This window comes from Sinanaerobacter sp. ZZT-01 (genome assembly GCF_035621135.1).
Lineage (GTDB): Bacteria > Bacillota > Clostridia > Peptostreptococcales > Anaerovoracaceae > IOR16.
The window spans coordinates 3,289,268-3,308,654 of record NZ_CP141728.1; the positions used below are offsets into that span (position 1 = coordinate 3,289,268).

Annotated in this window: 14 protein-coding genes and 1 other annotated feature; of the genes, 4 read left to right on the top strand and 10 right to left on the bottom strand. The window is 38.6% G+C overall.

Annotation, left to right across the window (positions count from 1 at the left end):
* Positions 1-191: 191 nt before the first annotated feature.
* From U5921_RS15830 to U5921_RS15840, 3 genes are all read left to right on the top strand, one after another.
* Positions 192-2,114 carry an aconitate hydratase gene (locus U5921_RS15830; protein ID WP_324824427.1) on the top strand — a complete coding sequence of 641 codons (1,923 nt, stop codon included), beginning with the start codon at positions 192-194 and terminating at the stop codon, positions 2,112-2,114.
* Between the two features lie 73 nt (positions 2,115-2,187).
* On the top strand, positions 2,188-3,270 hold the full coding sequence (locus U5921_RS15835; RefSeq protein ID WP_324826014.1) for an isocitrate/isopropylmalate family dehydrogenase: 1,083 nt from the start codon (positions 2,188-2,190) through the stop codon (positions 3,268-3,270).
* A 6-nt stretch (positions 3,271-3,276) separates the two neighbouring features.
* A complete protein-coding gene (locus tag U5921_RS15840) occupies positions 3,277-3,933 on the top strand; it encodes a GntR family transcriptional regulator (protein WP_324824428.1) in 657 nt (218 codons plus the stop codon).
* A 76-nt stretch (positions 3,934-4,009) separates the two neighbouring features.
* Here U5921_RS15840 and U5921_RS15845 read toward each other — a convergent pair whose 3' ends face one another.
* The 8 genes from U5921_RS15845 to U5921_RS15880 form a co-directional block, all read right to left on the bottom strand.
* Positions 4,010-4,429, bottom strand: a complete 420-nt coding sequence (locus U5921_RS15845) for a hypothetical protein (protein ID WP_324824429.1) — start codon at positions 4,427-4,429, stop codon at positions 4,010-4,012.
* Positions 4,430-4,602: 173 nt separating this feature from the next.
* A complete protein-coding gene (locus U5921_RS15850; RefSeq protein WP_324824430.1) occupies positions 4,603-5,994 on the bottom strand; it encodes a PhoH family protein in 1,392 nt (463 codons plus the stop codon).
* Positions 5,995-6,379: 385 nt separating this feature from the next.
* Positions 6,380-9,499: an isoleucine--tRNA ligase gene (ileS, locus tag U5921_RS15855; RefSeq protein WP_324824431.1), complete on the bottom strand. Its 3,120-nt coding sequence runs from the start codon at positions 9,497-9,499 to the stop codon at positions 6,380-6,382.
* 99 nt (positions 9,500-9,598) lie between these two features.
* Positions 9,599-9,842: a binding site (T-box leader), on the bottom strand.
* Positions 9,843-9,916: 74 nt separating this feature from the next.
* Positions 9,917-10,390 carry a regulatory protein RecX gene (locus U5921_RS15860; RefSeq protein WP_324824432.1) on the bottom strand — a complete coding sequence of 158 codons (474 nt, stop codon included), beginning with the start codon at positions 10,388-10,390 and terminating at the stop codon, positions 9,917-9,919.
* A 12-nt stretch (positions 10,391-10,402) separates the two neighbouring features.
* Positions 10,403-10,975: a 4'-phosphopantetheinyl transferase family protein gene (locus tag U5921_RS15865; protein ID WP_324824433.1), complete on the bottom strand. Its 573-nt coding sequence runs from the start codon at positions 10,973-10,975 to the stop codon at positions 10,403-10,405.
* Positions 10,976-11,045: 70 nt separating this feature from the next.
* Positions 11,046-12,545, bottom strand: a complete 1,500-nt coding sequence (locus U5921_RS15870; protein ID WP_324824434.1) for a 4Fe-4S dicluster domain-containing protein — start codon at positions 12,543-12,545, stop codon at positions 11,046-11,048.
* Positions 12,546-12,547: 2 nt separating this feature from the next.
* Positions 12,548-12,826: a hypothetical protein gene (locus tag U5921_RS15875; RefSeq protein ID WP_324824435.1), complete on the bottom strand. Its 279-nt coding sequence runs from the start codon at positions 12,824-12,826 to the stop codon at positions 12,548-12,550.
* Positions 12,827-12,988: 162 nt separating this feature from the next.
* Positions 12,989-15,646 (bottom strand): cation-translocating P-type ATPase, encoded by a 2,658-nt coding sequence (locus U5921_RS15880; protein ID WP_324824436.1) that lies wholly within the window; start codon positions 15,644-15,646, stop codon positions 12,989-12,991.
* 325 nt (positions 15,647-15,971) lie between these two features.
* Between U5921_RS15880 and U5921_RS15885 the strand changes: the two genes are divergently transcribed.
* Positions 15,972-16,274: a YerC/YecD family TrpR-related protein gene (locus U5921_RS15885; RefSeq protein ID WP_324824437.1), complete on the top strand. Its 303-nt coding sequence runs from the start codon at positions 15,972-15,974 to the stop codon at positions 16,272-16,274.
* A 59-nt stretch (positions 16,275-16,333) separates the two neighbouring features.
* Here U5921_RS15885 and U5921_RS15890 read toward each other — a convergent pair whose 3' ends face one another.
* Together U5921_RS15890 and recJ are read right to left on the bottom strand one after the other, a co-directional pair.
* Complete coding sequence (locus U5921_RS15890) at positions 16,334-17,566, bottom strand: S41 family peptidase (protein ID WP_324824438.1); 1,233 nt, start codon at positions 17,564-17,566, stop codon at positions 16,334-16,336.
* 27 nt (positions 17,567-17,593) lie between these two features.
* Positions 17,594-19,333: a single-stranded-DNA-specific exonuclease RecJ gene (gene recJ, locus U5921_RS15895; protein ID WP_324824439.1), complete on the bottom strand. Its 1,740-nt coding sequence runs from the start codon at positions 19,331-19,333 to the stop codon at positions 17,594-17,596.
* Positions 19,334-19,387 lie beyond the last annotated feature (54 nt).

Below are 19,387 nucleotides of genomic sequence, written 5' to 3' on the forward strand. Positions count from 1 at the left end.
CAATTCGCATCTATATATGGTGACGCATTTAATGCATTGCCCATTATATAGTATTTTATGCTTTTTTTCAACCTTTATTCTAGGAAACATTTAAGATTTTTTATCCTTCCCTCTTTACAACTAAAAGATAAAAACGTATAATTGTATACAGATAAACAAACCAATTAATTGAGACAAGGAGACGATTGAGAATGGCAAAGACATTAGCTTATAAAATACTTGAAAATCACCTGATCAGCGGTCAGATGATACCTGGTGAAGAAATAACCATTAAAATGGATCAAACACTGACACAAGACTCCACCGGTACTATGGTGTATCTGCAGCTTGAAGCTATGGATGTGGAAACGATCAAGACGGAGTTGTCCGTAGCCTATATTGACCACAACACGTTACAAACTGGATTCGAAAATGCAGACGATCACGCATTTATAAAAAGCGTTGCAAAACGCCATGGCGTTCTTTTTTCAAAACCAGGTAACGGCATCTGCCATCAACTTCATTTAGAAAGCTTTGGAATTCCCGGAAAAACTCTTTTAGGTTCAGACAGCCATACACCAACAGGAGGCGGTCTCGGTATGATTGCAATCGGTGCAGGCGGTCTTGATGTTGCTGTTGCAATGGCAAAAGGAACATACAGCCTTACCGTTCCTAAGGTAATTGGCATAAAGCTGACCGGAAGCCTTCGCCCTTGGGTTTCTGCAAAAGACGTGATTCTATATGTGCTTCAAAAGCTCACCGTAAAAGGCGGCGTCGGCAAAATTGTAGAATACTTCGGTGAAGGTGTTGCGAATTTAAGTGTGACCGATCGTGCAACCATCACAAATATGGGCGCTGAACTTGGCGCAACCACTTCAGTATTTCCAAGTGATGAAAATACAAAAGCGTTCTTGACATCGCAAGGCCGTGAAAAGGATTATATAGAAATGAAAAGTGACGACGATGCGATCTATGACGATATTTTAGAAGTAAATCTTTCCGAGCTAGTACCGCTCGCAGCAAAACCGCATAGCCCGGACAATGTCGATACGATAATAAATATAGGCGAGATTGCGATTAATCAAGTTGCAATCGGAAGCTGCACAAATTCTTCCTACACTGACCTAATGAAGGTCGCTTCCATTTTAAAAGGAAAGCATGTCAATGAAAATGTAAGCCTTGTCATTTCTCCTGGTTCCAGCAAGATTTTAAGTAAGCTTGCACAAAACGGTGCTTTGGCAGACATGATTGAAGCAGGTGCACGTATTATCGAAAATGCCTGTGGCCCTTGTATTGGAATGGGTCAGTCGCCGCAATCCGGCGGTGTGTCTTTACGTACCTTCAATCGAAACTTTAAAGGAAGAAGCGGTACCTTGGATGCTTCCGTATATTTAGTCAGTCCGGAGACCGCAGCAATTTCCGCAATTACGGGTCATTTAACTGATGGTACGACAGTTGGTATTTCCCTGCCGGAAATCAATCCTGAAAGCTTCCACAGTAATGATAGCTTTATGGTGTATCCAAAAGGAGAAAGCAAAAAAGATATTTCCGTGGCAATGGGTCCGAATATCAAGCCGTTCCCTCAGAACACACCGCTGAAAAATGAGATATCCGGTACCGTTGTACTCAAAACGGGCGATAACATTACGACTGATGATATTATGCCTTCAGACTCTCGTTTGCTGCCTTATCGCTCAAATATACCGCATCTGTCCAATTACTGCTTTGAAAAAATTGATTCAGAGTTTCCTGCTCGATGTAAGGAGGCTAAAAACGGTATCATTATCGGCGGTGAAAACTATGGGCAGGGTTCCAGCCGTGAACACGCAGCATTGGTTCCTCTTCACCTTGGTATTCGCTTTGTTGTTGCAAAATCCTTTGCAAGGATTCACCGCTCCAATTTAATCAACAGCGGCATTATTCCCTTGGTATTTGAAGACCCTGCCGATTATGAAGACTTTGAATTGGGACAAACGCTTGTCATAAAAGATGCACTTACACAAATTAAAAACCCGCATATCCTTTTGTTAAATGAATCAACGGGAAAACAATACACGTTACTTTCACATCTATCCGACTTGGAAATTGAAATGATATTAGCCGGCGGAAAGATCAGTCAGATTAAAAGAAACTAAAGGAGGAATTTCATTGCAGTATTTAGAAAGCTTTAAAGAAATTGTAGAACAGCAGTTAAAAAGAGTTGAAAAAATGAAAAATGATACTGATTTTATCGATTACCGTTCTTTGGATAAAATCGTTATAGGCGTTATTGGAGGAGACGGTATCGGCCCTGCCATCACCGCTCATGCAAAGCGAATTTTAGAAGACCTTTTGGCAGACGAGATAAAAGCAGAAAAAATTGAGCTTCGAACCATCGACGGTCTTACAATTGAAAACAGAGCAGCTGAAAAAGCGGCCATACCAATCAATGTCTTAGAAGATATAAAAAAATGCCACGTTCTTTTAAAGGGCCCAACTACCACTCCAAGAAAAGGCGATCAATGGGGAAACATTGAAAGCGCCAATGTCGCTATGCGAAAAGAACTTGATTTGTTTGCAAATGTAAGACCCGTAAAAGTTCCCGAACTCGGAATTGACTGGACTTTTTTCCGTGAAAATACCGAATGTCTATACGCAATGGGAAGCCAGGGCGTTCATATCAGCGATGATTTAGCAATTGATTTTCGTGTCATCACAAATCCCGGAACCGAACGGATTGCACGCCAAGCCTTTGAATATGCAAAAGCCAATGGCAAAAAACGTGTATCCATCGTCACCAAAGCAAATATCGTAAAAGCAACAGACGGCAAATTTCTAGAAATCTGTAAAAAGATCGGTGAGGAATACCCAGAAATTGAAGTGGATGACTGGTACATCGATATCATGACTGCAAAGCTGATTGATGAAAAAAGGCGAAGTCAATTCGAGGTTTTCATTCTTCCGAATCTTTATGGCGATATCTTAACCGATGAAGCCGCAGAATTCCAAGGAGGAGTCGGCACAGCAGGGAGCGCAAACCTAGGAAAGCACTATGCTATGTTTGAAGCCGTGCACGGTTCTGCACCGAGAATGGTAGAAGAAGGCCGTGATATTTATGCAGATCCTTGCAGCGTCATACGTGCGTCTGCGATGCTCTTAAGCCATATCGGCTGCCAAAAGCAGGCAGATGCTCTATTCTCCGCCCTAGATATCTGTACAGTGACAGAGAAGAAGCTCACCATTACCGGAAAATCAAACGGTGCCACCGGGGCTGAATTTGCCGATTACATTTTGGAGACCATTAGGAGGTAATGTTTCATGTTTAAGGATACTGCCGGAATTAAAGTTACCGGTCTTCCTCTTTCTTCAAATTTATTTATACAACTTCGTTCGGACATCCTTCAAGGAAAGTTAAAATCCGGCGAAAAGTTAACAGAGCAGCGTATCTGTGATGAATATGCAGTGAGCCGTACTCCGGTGCGTGAAGCATTTCGCCAGTTAGAGCTGGATGGCTTGATTGAAACCATTCCCAATCGCGGTGCCTTTGTCTTAGGCGTAACGATAGAAGACATTCAAGATATGTATGTTCTGAGAAAAGCATATGAAGCGATTGCTGTTCGATGGGCGATTGAGCGCATTACGAAGGAAGAATTTGAGGAATTGCAGGAAGCCTATGAGTTTATGGAATTTTATACCATGAAAAAAGACATGAATAAAATGTTGAATATCAATATGCATTTTCATGAATTAATATATAACGCCGCGCATAACCGTATGTTAAAACATGTATTATCTTCCTATCAATTCTATACAAAACAAACGAAGGTAAACCGAGCCTATGTGGATCAATATCTTGATGAAGTATTAAAAGAACATAAAAATATTTTTGACGCTTTTGTTTCAAAAGACCCGGATGCCGGCGCAGAAGCAATTACCGTTCATTTAGAAAACGCAAAAAAACGTGCTGGATTATAACGTGAAACGGGATATAATAATTATATATTAAAAAATGGAGGCTGCTTTCGAAAAATTCGAACCAGCCTCCACTTTTTTATTCTTCCTCTATATTGTATTTCCTTTTATCGGTTCTTCCTTTTAACCAAAGCATAAAATAAAACGCTGAGATAAGCGGTGCATCATAAATAGCTTTCGTCCATAATAGATCGACTGGTATATCTACAAAATACAAGCCAATGCACATGCAGACAGGAATGATACTGTAAAAAATACAGATGCTAGATACGATCTTATTTCTCGAAAATCCTGACTCCAAAAACAATAGTCCGCCAAGCAATCCCCCTATCAGTAGCAAGGATACAATTGTAACAACCGCGGAAACAAATACTGTATAAGTATAGTTATCCCAAATATGGACCGCTACTTTTTTAATAAGAATTTGTTGAATTGCGTAAATCACATAAATCATTAGAGGCATGCATACTAGATAACTATACTTTTTTTTATTTTCCATACCACTCGATCCCCTTAATCTGCCCTTTCATTAAATACAGATTAAAATGAGATTGCTATCTCTATCGTTGTATTTAATAATCATGAAAAGCTTTAACTGATATGGTTACTATATCAACAATATAACGAATTTGTCAAATTAATTTTAATAATTAAATAATATTAATAATTTTTTTATAAACATTCTTCTGCTACTTTAGCAAGCTCACTTCGTTCGACCTCTTCCAGACAAATATGCCCTGTTATCGCATAAGGTTTCATTTTTTCTATGACATAAACAAGCCCATTTGATTTGGAATCGACAAGCGTATTGTCGATCTGATTATCGGAAGGATCTCCGATCATAACAAATTTTGCATCCTGACCAGCCCTTGTCAGCATCAATTTTGCAAGGTGCGGCGTCATTTCCTGCGCTTCATCAATGATTACCATTGCATTCGAAAGCGTTCTTCCTCTCATAAATGCAAATGTTTTCATTTCTATGATCCCTGCCTCTTTATACTGCTCTAAAAAGCTTTCTGCGGAAAAAACCGGTTTTTCACTATAGTCTCTTCTTTTTTTCGCATTTTTTTCCAACTTATCATTTTTAGCTGAAGCTTGCTTTTTTACACGTTCACTCATAAGACTTTCAATTGCATCCCCAAAAGAGTCCATAAATGGCTTTAGTTTTGCAGATTCTTTGCCCGGTAAATATCCAATAGAGTCCCCTGCCGATACAACAGGTTTTATTAAAATGATCTTATCATACACATTATTTTCAATGACTTTTTGCAGCGCTGCCGCTACTGAGAGAATTGATTTTCCGGTCCCTGCACCACCACTGAGTGTGACGAGAGGAATCGTATCATCCATGAGTAATTCAAAAGCCATTCTCTGTTCTCGATTTCTGGGAGTCAGTCCCCATGCTTTATCATTTGCATATTTTAAAGGCACGATCTTATTCCCATCATATTTCGCAAGTGTTTCATGTGAACTTCGGTCATTGCTTTTAATACAAAAAAATTCATTTGGATAGGCTTCTCCTGTCTTTTTATTTAGCTTTAGTCCCCCTTGATAAATTTTATCGATTTGGGTGGAAGATAAAGATACCTCTTTATAACCACGGAAAATATGCTCTACATCGATTTTATCACCTTGATAATCTTGAACTGCCAAACCCATGGCCTCTGCCTTGATTGCAACACAGATATCTTTTGTTACTAAAATCGTCTCCATATCTTCTGATTCATTTTTTATATTTATGGCAATCGTTAAAATCTTATTATCGTTTTTACTTAAATCCATCCCATCAGGAATAGCAACCGCATTCATATGATTTAATTCAACTCGTACTGTGCCTCCATTCGGCAATCTGATACCTCCATTTACATCACCGTACTGCCTTATATTATTAATCTCTCGAATTGCTTCTCTTGCCTGATACCCCAATATGCCTTCTTTTTTCTTTAAGCTATCCAATTCTTCTAAGCATATAATGGGGATAATGATATTATTGTCCTCAAAAGTATAAATACAGCCTGGAAAATGGATTAGGACATTGGTATCCAGAATATAATTTTTAATCAAGGGAATTCCTCCTTATTTTACCATTAAAGTTGCATCAGAAAAAACGATTACACTTGAAGCTATATTATAATATGACAGCTTCCATCGAAGAGCTACTTAAGACACTGAACCTTCTAGACAGCTACGAAACTAAAAAAGCATTGAGCAACGGCCTTTTTTCATTCCTAAGACTTCCTCTTTCTATTCTGCCTTAAGTATAAATACTCTTCTGTCACAACTTGTTTAAGAGGAAGTAAAGCTTATGTAAAATTTCATAGAGATTTTTTATCTATTTTTAACTCTCAACAGCGAATCACAAAAATTCAAAAAAGATAAAAATGCACCTCTTAAACAAGATGCATTTTCATTAAACAGAGTCTATATTTTGTTACGGTAATAAAGCTTCTTAAATCCGCTCTACATCAATCCCGGTTTTATGACCATTCAGATCATACTCGGTCAAAGCTTGATCTGCAGAAATCATTTTTTCCGCCAGAGTCTCCTTTTTAATATAATCTTCAAATTTTACAATTGCTTTGGATACTTCTTCATTCGCATGATAGAAGATATGGATATGATCCATCATCTCAAAGCCATTCTGCTTACGCATCTGCTGTACTTTAGAAATCAATTCTCTTGCCAATCCTTCATACATCAGTTCCTCTGTGATAGTCGTTTCTAAAATGACAAACACATTATTTTCCATCGCAGCTGTGAATCCTTCTTTTGCAGAAATCTTAACATCGATATATTCCTTGGTTATCGCAAAGACTTCCCCATCGATTTCCAAATCAAACGTTTCATTTTGTTCAAGATTTGAAACCAGCTCAGCGGCATTCTGTTTCATCAAGACACCAGCGAAGCTCTTAATTTTTCCGCCAAGCACAGGACCTGCCACCTTAAAGTTCGGCTTCAACGTGTAATTAATGAATTCGTCCAGTTTGCTTTCAAATACGACTTTTTTTACATTTAATTCTTCTTTAATCAAGTCTGTCATATCAGAAATCAATGCTTCATATTTTCCATCGATTAAAATTTCTTTCAGAGGCTGCCGCACCTTGATTCTTTCTTTTTCTCTAATTCCTCGTCCAAGCGCGACAATTGCACGAACTAAATCCATTCTTTCCTCTACCGTTTCGTCAATCAATTCTTCTTTTTCCTTTGGATAGAAAGAAAGGTGCACGGATTCCCCTCCAGTTAAATTCCCATAGATCTCATCTGTAATAAATGGTGCAAATGGCGCAGCCAGCTGTACGACACCCGTTAATATCTCATACGTTGTCAGGTAAACAGACTTTTTATCATCATTTAATTCCTCTGCATAGAAACGTCTTCGTGCTCTTCGGATATACCAATTCGATAAGTCTTCCGTCACAAATTCTTGAATCTTGCGCACTGCTTTCATATGATCATAGCGATCCATTTCAGAGATGGCTTCTTTTATGAGTTTATTATATTTCGATAAAATCCATCGATCAAGTTCCGGTCGTTTCTCATAATCCACAGATAGATCAGTCACGTTAATCTTGTCATTGTTGGAATACAATACAAAGAAATTATATACATTCTTTAGCGTACCGAAGAATTTACTCTGAATCTCAATCAATCCCTCTTCATCAAATTTAGTCGGAGACCATGCCGGTGACACATAAAGCAAATACCATCTTGTTGCATCCGCACCGTATTTATCAAATAATTGGAACGGGTCTACTGTATTACCCTTGCTCTTAGACATCTTCTTTCCGGTTTTATCTAAAATCAAATCATTTACAAGTACATTTTTATAAGGTGCCTTTCCTTTTATAAAGGTAGAAATCGCAAGCAACGAGTAGAACCACCCTCTCGTCTGGTCAATTCCCTCACAAATAAAATCAGCCGGAAAAAGTTTTTCATCGAACAGCTCTTTATTTTCAAATGGATAGTGTCTCTGTGCAAACGGCATTGCACCGCTGTCAAACCAGCAATCCATTACTTCCGGAATTCGACTCATTTTCTTTCCGCATTCCGGGCACTCGATATGAACCTCATCCACATAAGGACGATGCAATTCGATTGTGTCATCAATGTCCTCAATCGCCCGTTCCGCAAGCTCTGCTCTTGAACCTACTGATTCTAAATGGCCACATTCGCAACGCCAGATATTAATCGGCGTACCCCAATAACGGTTTCTAGATATCGCCCAGTCCTTGACTTCTGCAAGCCAGTTTCCAAATCGTCCTTCACCGACAAATTCCGGGAACCAATTCACTGTATTATTGTTTGCAACAAGCTGCTCTTTCAGCTTCGTCATTTCAATGTACCAGCTTGGCTTTGCGTAATAAATCAAAGGTGTGCTACAACGCCAGCAATGCGGATAATTGTGCTCTAGCTTTTCTTTTGTATAAATCTTATTTTCAGCAGCCAGCCACTTGATGATCTTGACCTCCAGCTCAGGCTCCATAACAAACATACCCTTCCAAGGCGTATCGGTATACTTTCCTTCTTCATCTACTGGATTCAAAACCGGCAGATCGTATCTTCTTCCCGTTTGGTAGTCATCTTCACCGAACGCAGGAGCTGTGTGCACGATTCCTGTGCCATCTTCAATGGTAACGTAATCTGCACAGGTGATAAAAAATGCCTTTTTGTCAGGAGTTATAAACGGCATCAGCTGCTCGTATTCCATATACTCCATGTCTTTTCCTTTCATTTCTGAAAGAATTTTATACTCAGCTTCCCCATCCTTGCTTTTTCCTAAAACCTTATCTGCTAAGGATTTTGCCACATAATAAATTTCCCCGTCCTTCTCTGCTTTGATGTAATCCACTGTCGGTCCAACCGTTAAGGCTACATTCGAAGCTAAAGTCCACGGTGTGGTTGTCCATGCAAGAAAATATTCATTTTCTGCATCCTTTCTCTTAAACTTTGCAGTGATGGTATTTACCTTTACCTCTTTATATCCTTGTGCAACCTCGTGAGAAGCAAGTCCAGTTCCACATCTTGGGCAGTAAGGGAGAATTTTATGTCCTTCATAAATCAACCCCGCCTTAAAGAACTCCTTTAAAATCCACCAGCCGGATTCAATATAATCATTGTCTAGCGTAATGTAAGGATCATCCATATCAATGAGATAGCCCATACGCTTTGTCATTTCTCTCCACTGCTTTTCATAAGTGAATACAGATTCTTTACATTTTTGGTTAAACTCCTTGATCCCATACTCTTCAATATCTTGCTTTCCGTTCATTTGAAGCTGCTTTTCTACCTCTATTTCGACTGGCAATCCATGTGTATCCCATCCGGCTTTTCGATTCACAGCATACCCCTGCATCGTTTTATGACGGCACACTGAATCCTTTAATGTTCTCGCAATGACATGATGAATGCCCGGTCTTCCATTTGCAGTCGGAGGTCCCTCATAAAAAATAAAAGCTGGCTTTCCTTCTCTTGTTGACACACACTTATCCAATAATTTTTCTTTGTCCCACTGATCCGCCTGCTCCATTTGTAACTCAGCAATGGGTTTTTCCGATAAATTTTTAAACATGCTTTTTCCCTTTCTAAAAAATGTTTCAGCACTTCTGTAAAAATACAGATGCGTTACATTAAACCTATAAAAAAATCCCTAAATTCTCCAAAATGAAAATTCAGGGACGATTATAACCGCGGTACCACCCTAATAGCAAAGCACGCATGCCTGCCACTTTATTCCGTTTAACGCACAGAGACGGACTTTCCTACTGCCTTCAAGTGCGCTACGTCCCTTGAGGGGTTCAAAAAATCAGCTGTGGAGTGATCTTCCGCCTGCTGCTTTCCGGCATTTTCTCACCATCAATGCCTCTCTGTAAGGTGTTATGCATACAGTGTACTATCTCCGTCATCGCTTTTTACCTATAACTCTTTTATTGTAACGAAAGGCGATTGACTTGTCAACCTTTTGTATCCTTTTCTTCCGTCTCCTTAATCAATCGCTACCACGAATCTGATTTAAAATACGATAAACCAATTCTGCGGGATAGCCTAAATAAGACAATCTTCTGCCCAATTTTGAAAGCATTTTTTTATCAATAGCAACATCTCCTGTTATTTTATTCACCTGCTTCATTGCATTAGAAAACAGAAGCTCTTCATCGATATTTTCTTTCATGCACTCTTGAATCGTCTCTTCCTTTATACCTTTTTTTAAAAGCTCCTGACGCAGTCTCAACGGTCCTTTCCCTTTGCCAAGTGCATAACGAAGATATGCTTCGCAATAACGTTGATCATTGACAAACCCACTTTCCTCAAGGAATTTTATACATTCTTCTATTTCATGTTCACAATATTCTTTTTGTTTTAAACGGTTTTTTACTTCTAAGACACTGTGATCCCGATATCCTAAATAATTCATAGCTTCTTCTTTTGCACTCTTTGTAAAACTTGTTTTTTCTTTTTGCATGCTCTATTCCTCTTAAAAATTTTCTATATGCTGTATCTGCGCTTCTTTCAGAGCGCTACAGTAAGCTCCATAAACCGGTATCGGTAAAGGAAGCGATTGAACCCAAAGCCCTTTAATCGTTTTCTTATAATTCCCATCTTCATCTATTGCAGAAAAACTTTTTAAGTTTTCTGAAAGTCCAGTGCCTTTGCATTTGATAAAAGCTTCCTTTCTTACCCATATCTGATAAAAGGTCTCTTTTCCCTGCTTTTTTACAGCATTTAATTCTTCCTCAGAAAAGAAGCGTCGTGCAATGTTTAAAATACGAGCCTCAGAGAGATTCCGAGTTTTATTTTCAATATCAACTCCAACTTCTCCACCGTCGATCAGGCAAACCCAATAAATTCCTGTATGAGAAATAGAAAAATGAAGGTTATCCATGCATGGCTGCTCTATGTAAGGTTTTCCATGTATTCCTTTTGACACACAAATCTCTGATTGAAGAAACTCCTGCAGCCCTTTTTTTCTGGCGTGTTTTCTTAATGCCTCTTTTAACAGGCCTTGGCTTTCCTCTTGATTTTTATTTTCTCTATAATACAGATACACTGTTCGCATCTCCTTCAAACGCATCCTTTTCTAAAAAAGACGCAGACAAAACTTGTCTGCGTTTTTTTCGTTACTCTTTTTGTTTCACATACTTACTTTCTATCGCAAGCTTTTCTTCACTGGCATTTTGAAATTCTTTCACTGCGGCCGATGCTTTTGCAAAGGACATCATTGTTCCCGCACCGCCGACGCATCCACCTGGGCAAGCCATCCCTTCCAATAGGTAGCCGTCTCTTTTCCCAGCTTTTGCAATACGAAGCATCTTTGCACATTCCCTTAATCCTTCTGCACGGTCAAGCTTGATGGCACTATCCGGATACAAGCTGTCGACACAATCTGCAATTGCTTCTGCAACCCCGCCTGCTACGCTGTATCCGCGTCCGCCATAAGTTGCATCATCAAAAACTTCATCTGTCTCAATATCTCCAAACTCTATCCCTTTTGCAACAAACATACCCATCAACTCTTCAAAGGTAATGACAAAATCCACATCACTGCGAACCGACCTTCTCGAAGCTTCCAGCTTTTTCGCAGCGCAAGGTCCAATGAAAACAACTTTGGAGTTCGGATTTTTTTGTTTAACAAGGCGAGCCGTAGCTACCATAGGAGTCAGTGATCCAGAAACATAGGGTGCAATTTCCGGAAAATCTCTCTTCGCCATAACTGACCAAGCAGGACAGCAAGAGGTTGCCAAAAATGGTTCTTCTCCGCTGGCAACCTTATGGATGTAGTGATGTGCCTCTTCGACTGCACCCAAATCCGCTCCAATCGCCACTTCAACTACTTTAGAAAAGCCTAAAAGCTTAAGAGCTGCTTTCACTCTTTCTGGCGTCGCAAGCGGACCAAATTGCCCGACAAAAGCAGGAGCAATTGCCGCAATAACATCTTCACCATTTTTGATTGCTTGTATCAATTGAAATAATTGTGATTTATCCGCAATTGCTCCAAACGGACAATTCACTAAGCACATTCCACAAGAGACACACTTATCATAGTTTATTTTAGCGCGTCCAAGATGGTCGCTTTCAATCGCATCCACGCCACAAGCAGCAGCGCAAGGCCGATTAAATTTTACAATTGCATGGTAAGGACAGATATCGACGCAGCGTCCGCATCGAATGCATTTGTCATCATCAATGACAGACTTTCCATCTTGAATACTGATTGCCTTTACTGGACAGACTGATGTACATGGATGAGCTAAACACCCTCTGCAATTATCTGTCACTTGGACACTTTTTTCTTTGCATGCATTGCATGCAAAAGGAATGACATTAATGAGAGGCGGTTCATACACCTTCTCAGCAATAGCACTTTCTTCCACACCTTTTGAAATATGGGTTGGTTGATCTGGTGGATATAGAGAAAGACCAATCGCCAAGCGAATTCGCTCTCCGATAATCGCTCTTTCTAAAAATATACTATCTCGATATGTGGGTACTTCTCCCGGAATTATCCGGAAGGGAATTTCTTCAACACGAGAATAGTCTCCGCCTTCATACGCCAATTTTGCAACTTCTGCAAATACCTGTCTTCTAATGTTCGTTACCGGTGTATAAATACCTCTCAAGATTACTTCACGTCCTTCTTTATCATCCCAATTACTTTTTCCATTACGCTTTCGCTATCTGCATTTTCCATTACTTTTCCATTAATCGCAGCAACTAAAGAATGATGCCCGTCTTCTTTATGACCTAAGCATTTACTCATTTCTACGTTAATATTACCTTCAAAACCAAAATATCTTTTTAATTTTTTTAAGCTTTCTACGGACTCGACCAAATCCATTGCGCCTCGCATCACACATTCTGTGCAAACACAAATCTCGACTTTTATATCTTCTACCATCATATGCAGTCTCCTTCCTAGCACTTTTGTGTTTTTCTGTCTGTAAATTCGATTTTCCCGAATCTTATAAGCCATTCTATTATACAAGCTATAAGTCTTATCGTCAACCCCACAATCAGCCATAAATATTTCACATTTTTTAAGATGCATCATTCCGTTCTTTATTTATTTATTTTTTCTCATAACTCCAATCAATACAAATAATTCATGGAACCAGAGCGGCACTGTCGCAAGCCCAGTTAAGATACACCATTCTCTAAAAGAAAGCTCCACCGTTCCAAATAAGTTTGTTAAAAGCGGTATTTCCGTTACTGCAATTTGCAAAGCAAAACCAACAATAAATGCAATAATCATCATCCGGTTGGACAAATGGTTGATTCGAAACACTGATTTTTTTACATTACGCATTCCCACTGCATGAAACAACTGTGATATTGCGAGAACGGTAAAAGCATAAGTTTGACATTTCACATAGATCAGGGGGGCGGCAAGCGTCTCTTTGATCGCAATGTAAGTGATAGAAGTCCCATTTAAAATTAAACGTTCAAGCGGTATAAAAAGAAATGCACTTAGCGTTAAACATCCAATGACAATCCCGTAGAAAATAGTGAGTGCCAATCCGCCATGAGCGAACAAATTTTCCTTTGGTTTTCTAGGTGCTTCCCTCATCACATCTTCATCGCCGCTGTCTACACCAAGTGCCAATCCCGGAAGAGAATCGGTAATTAAATTGACCCACAATATATGAATTGCTTTAAGTGGTGACAGTAATCCTGCTACAATCGCAGTGAACATCGTAATAATTTCCCCAAAGTTTGAAGAGAGCAAAAACAATACGGATTTTTTAATATTATTGTAAATGTTTCTGCCTTCATGGATTGCTTTTTCAATGGTTGCAAAATTGTCATCAGTCAATACCATATCTGCCGCACCTTTTGCAACATCAGTTCCTGTAATTCCCATAGCCACACCAATGTCGGCAGCTTTCAAAGAAGGTGCATCATTGACGCCATCTCCCGTCATCGATACAATATTTCCATGGGAACGAAATGCATTTACAATCATTACTTTATTTTCAGGTGACACACGTGCAAATACTCTTAAATGCAGCACTGCCTGATTTAGCTCTTCTTGCGTCATCTCATTCAGTTCCTCTCCTGCAATGCATTGCTCCGGACTTTCTGCAATTCCAAGTTCTCTCGCGATGGCGTATGCAGTATCTTTATGATCTCCTGTAATCATCACCGTAGTTACCGATGCTTCCTTAAAAATTTCTACCGCTTCCTTTGCTTCCGGTCGGGGAGGATCAATCATTCCAACTAGTCCAATAAAAGTTAAATTACTTTCTTCTGCAGAAGTTTCCCCTTTTTTTATTGCCAGTGCCAGCACACGTAATGCGTCAAGGGACATCGTTTTTGATGCAGCATGGATGGATTTTATATCTTCATCTGTAATTTTACGTGTTGTTCCATTCATTAAAATCTGCGTGCAGTGCTTTAAGATTTGATCCATTGCACCTTTTGTATATGCAATAATCTCTCCTTCTTGATTTTTATGCACCGTTGTCATCATTTTTCGATTTGAATCAAATGGTTGTTCATTGATACGTGGAAACTTCTTATCCAGCACTTCTTTCTCAACAGAAAATGGAACACCCATGTCTAAAAGTGCCAATTCAGTCGGATCACCAATACGATTTTCTCCAGAAATCGAGGCATCTGTGCAAAGAATAAAACCATCTACAAAAATGCTATCTCTTTTATAATCCAGCTCTTTTTCTGATAAGAGTTTCTCATTTAAGTAAACCTGTGTTACCGTCATTTTATTTTGAGTCAAAGTCCCTGTTTTATCGGAACATACGACACTTACCGAGCCTAAAGTTTCTACAGCGGGAAGCTTTCGGACGATGGTATTCACCTTAACCATACGCTGTACGCCCAAAGCTAAAACAATCGTTACGACTGCCGGAAGACCTTCCGGAATTGCTGCAACTGCTAAAGAAATTGCTGTTAAAAGCATTTCTGCAATATCACGTCCCTGAAAAACAGCGACGCCTAATAAGACCATACAAAGTACAACTGCGATGATTCCCAGCAGCTTTCCCAAATCCGCCAAACGAACCTGCAAAGGTGTCATCTCTTCTTTCGATTCACTGATCATCTTTGCAATTTTACCGATTTCAGTCTGCATTCCTGTGTATACAACGATACCTTCGCCTCGTCCATAAGATACATTCGTCGATAAATACGCCATATTTACACGATCACCTAGAGGAAGATCTGCCTCACTTAAAAAAGAAGCATCTTTCTCAGCTGGAACGGACTCACCGGTCAGGGCAGATTCTTCAATTTTTAAATTAATGCTGCTTAACAGACGTAAATCCGCCGGAACAATGCGCCCAGCCTCTAATAAAACAATATCCCCTGTGACCAGTTCTTTTGCAGGAATTTCTAAGGTTTTACCATCCCTTCTTACCAATGCCATCGGACTGGACATCTGTTTTAAAGCTTCAAGTGACTTTTCCGCCTTATCTTCTTGAATCATACCGATTACCGCATTGAGTAGAATAACTGCTACAATGATCGCTGCATCACTAAACTCTCTCAAAGCGACGGAAATGACGACCGCACCCATAAGTATATATATCATAGGATCTCTTAGTTGCGATATAAATAACTGCAGCTTGGTTCTTCCTTTTTTCTCTTCAAATGAATTCGGTCCATTTTCCTTTAATCTTTTTTCTGCTTCTTTTTGGGAAAGTCCTGTTCCGACATTCACATTAAAACTCTGCAATACATCTTCTTTTTTCTGTTTTACAAACATGAAAGCCTCCTAATAACCATTGAATCTTTCTTTTTTTAAAGCTTTTTGTAAAATTCCTTATAAAAAAAATGACTCTTAACATAATTTTCACAGAAACAGTAAAATTTATGCTAAAAGTCTCGTTACCTAATGTCTTATGACCAGACTTTATAAAGCCGATTGTTGATCATAAACTTAAAACTACTCCCTTTTATTATTCTGTATCATACTGGAAAAAAGCGGGATTGTCAAGAAGAAAAAAATACGGTATAATAATACTGTAAAGTGTTAAAGCGAGTAAGTATTCTTTACATAAATTTTTCAGCCAATGAAAGGGGTACTTGTAATGACTTACCATTCAAAGCTTAAGGGTAAAGAAACAGACGATTTATTTCGAGCGATCTTAGCATTAAAGACGGAAGAAGAATGTTATCGTTTTTTTGAAGACCTGTGTACGATAAAGGAACTGCAATCCATTGCGCAAAGACTACAGGTCGCAAAGCTCCTTCGTGAGAAAAAGACATACAATGAAATCGAAGAAATTACAAAGGCCAGTACGGCAACCATAAGCCGCATCAATAAATGCCTACTGTATGGTGCCGACGGCTATAAAACTATTTTAACAAGACTTGAGGATGAATCACAATGATTCATCCTTTTTTATTTATATATAGGAAAGATCATCATTTCTGAATCGATATTCTTTTTTTATTTTAACAACTCCAGTGCTTTTTGTAATTGCCTATCATTTGTTAAAACGCCATCTGTGAAGTCACTTTCTTCCAAATCAATACTGATATCCGGTTCAATTCCCTTTTCATGTATTACATCTCCATTTGGTGAGAAATACTGCATCACAGTCAATTTCATAGCATCTCCGTTTTGAAGCTCATTAATCTCTTGTATAATCCCTTTTCCAAAGGTTTTAGTACCAATTAATTTCCCGCCATGATTGTCTTTGATTGCTGCTGCTAAAATCTCGGAAGAGCTTGCAGAACCGCCATTTACTAAAACTACATAAGGCAAGCTGGTTTTTCCTTCTTTTGACTTATAATATACTTTCTCTCCTTTACGATCTTCTGTATAAGTAACCGTTCCCGAATCTAATAATGCATCAGCAATATTTACGCTGATATCTACAAGTCCTCCAGGATTATCACGTAGATCAATAACTAATCCTTTCACACCTTTTACTTCCATATCCCGCAACGCTTTTTTAAAATCGTCTGCAGTTTTTTCTTCAAAACCGGTAATTCGCAGATAGCCGATATTATCACCCATCACTTCTGATTTTACGGTTTTTGTTACAATTGTTGCACGCTGCATTGTAAGGTCTTTTACTTCTCCGTCTCTTAAAATAGTGACAGATATTTTACTCCCTTTTGCACCTCTCATTGCAGAGACAGCAGCATCGATCGTATCCGCAGTATATTCCTTATCATCCACTTTTAATATTTTATCTCCGGTTTTTATACCTGCATTCGCTGCCGGACTATCATCCATCGGTGCGACAACGCTAATGTAACCTTTTGCATCCGGAACAATGCTCACGCCAATACCAGAGTATTCTCCAGTCGTTGAAATTAAAAGTTCATCATATTCTTTTTTATTCAGATAAGCAGAATAAGGATCGCCGGTTCCGTAAAATAATCCTTTATAAATTCCTTCCTCTAATTTATCCTCATCCACCGGTACGTAATAGTTTTCTTCTATATAGCCTCTTAGTTCTTCAAGCTTTGCATATTTTTCTTCTAGTTTTTTATATACGGCATAATCTCTTTTTGAAATGGTAACACCCTCAGATGATTCTAGATTTTGATTATAAAACCAGGCGGAAGCAGCCCCCCCAATTAATAATGTCACAATCAATAAAAATATCAGATTTCGCTTTTTAATTACTATCATTTTCTTTGTTGCTTCATTTTGCATACTACTTATCATTTCCCCTTTCCATTTATTCCATAACCTTCACTTCATATCGCGAACTATAAATTGTACATTTGCAGTACCACGAAAATGGTTTATAGACGGATAGCCAACGACATCTACACTTGTTCTGATTTTTAATTTTTCTTTATACTCCGATGCCTTTGAAAATATAATATAATCGTGATTGCTCCCGGTTAGGGACACTGCTTTAAAACGAACATGCTCCATATTGCTTCCCATATAACGAATTTCTTTTATAATCAGGTTCTCAATTAAAAAAAGTGGCTTCTCATTACAATGCCCATACGGTTCAAAACAGTCCAGCTGTTGAATAAACGTTTTCGTCAGTTCTTCAGATTCCAGTTTTTCATCGATGCGAAGCGTGGGCACAAGGAGCGTAGGATTTTCTTTTGTTAGGTCCTCCATATGTTCATTTAATCCGCTTCTAAGTTTTTCAATATTATCCTTTTTTAATAAAAATCCACAAGCACCGGCATGACCGCCGAATCGCTCAAAACAAGGATTTTGAGTATGAAGCAGCTCATAAAGGTCAACCCCTTCCACACTTCTTCCCGTACCTTTATAATGAATTCCATCCTCACAAAGGGTCACAAGTGCAGTTGGTTTTGAAAAATAATCCTTCAGCTTACCTGCAACAATTCCTGCGATCCCTTCATGTGCATTATCCGATGCGATTAACAAAAATAAATCCGTATCATTTATTTTTTCTGCAAGCTGCATACAATTTACAAAAGTTTCTTCTTGAATCTGCTTCCTTTCCTGGTTATTTTTAACCAAAGTTTCCACAGCCGTCTTACGTTTCAAGATATCTTCTTTATTATCTCCAGAATGAATTAAGAGTTCAACACCAATTTTTGCAGAATACATTCTACCTGCAGCATTTAAGTGCGGCACTATACTATATGCAATCTGTTCTGATTTTATATTTTTTTTTGAAATACCAATTGCATCAATTAATTCTAAAAGCCCGCATCGGCTGCCTTTTTGTATCCGCTTTAACCCATATTTTACAAGTGTACGGTTTTCATCCACAAGCGGGACAATATCTCCAATCGTTGATATTGCAACCAGATCCAATACATCATTTAAAGCCTTTTTATTTAATAAAGTAGATCTTGCATCCTTTCTGTCTTCTAACGTGTGCTGAATCGCCTGTGCCAGTTTAAAAGCTACACCACATCCTGAAAGTCCGGAAAACGGATATGTACAATCTTTTTGCTTTGGATTAATGAAAATACAGTTTGGAACCATATCATTTACAATGGTATGATGATCTGTAACAATGATAGAAAGCCCCTGTTGCTTTGCATACTCTACCTCTTCTAATGATGTACTTCCGCAATCCACAGTAATAATCATATCCGCCCCAAGTGCTTTAATCTTATCAACCGCAGTCTTATGAAAACCATATCCTTCTTCAAATCGTGAGGGGATATAATAAAAAAGGTTCGCAGTAAGTTTTCCCAGTATTTCTAAAAGCAAACTACAAGACGTTACTCCATCCGCATCATAATCACCATAAATACAAATGCTTTGGTTCGTATCTAAAGCATTTAATATACTTTGAACCGCCTCTTCCATATTTTTTAGTAAAAAAGGATCATATGTCTTTTGAGGTTTTAATGATAAAAATTCTTCCTGTTCCTTTTCATCTTGAAAGCCTCTTTTCCGGAGCAAACGCAAAAGAACCGAAGATTTCTGATGTTCTTCGGTAATTTCCTCTCTCAGTTTGTTTGGATAAATCCACTTTTTTTTCATATCTGCTCCTCTATTATAGCTCATAATTTTTAAAATGCAACCGATAAAAAAAGT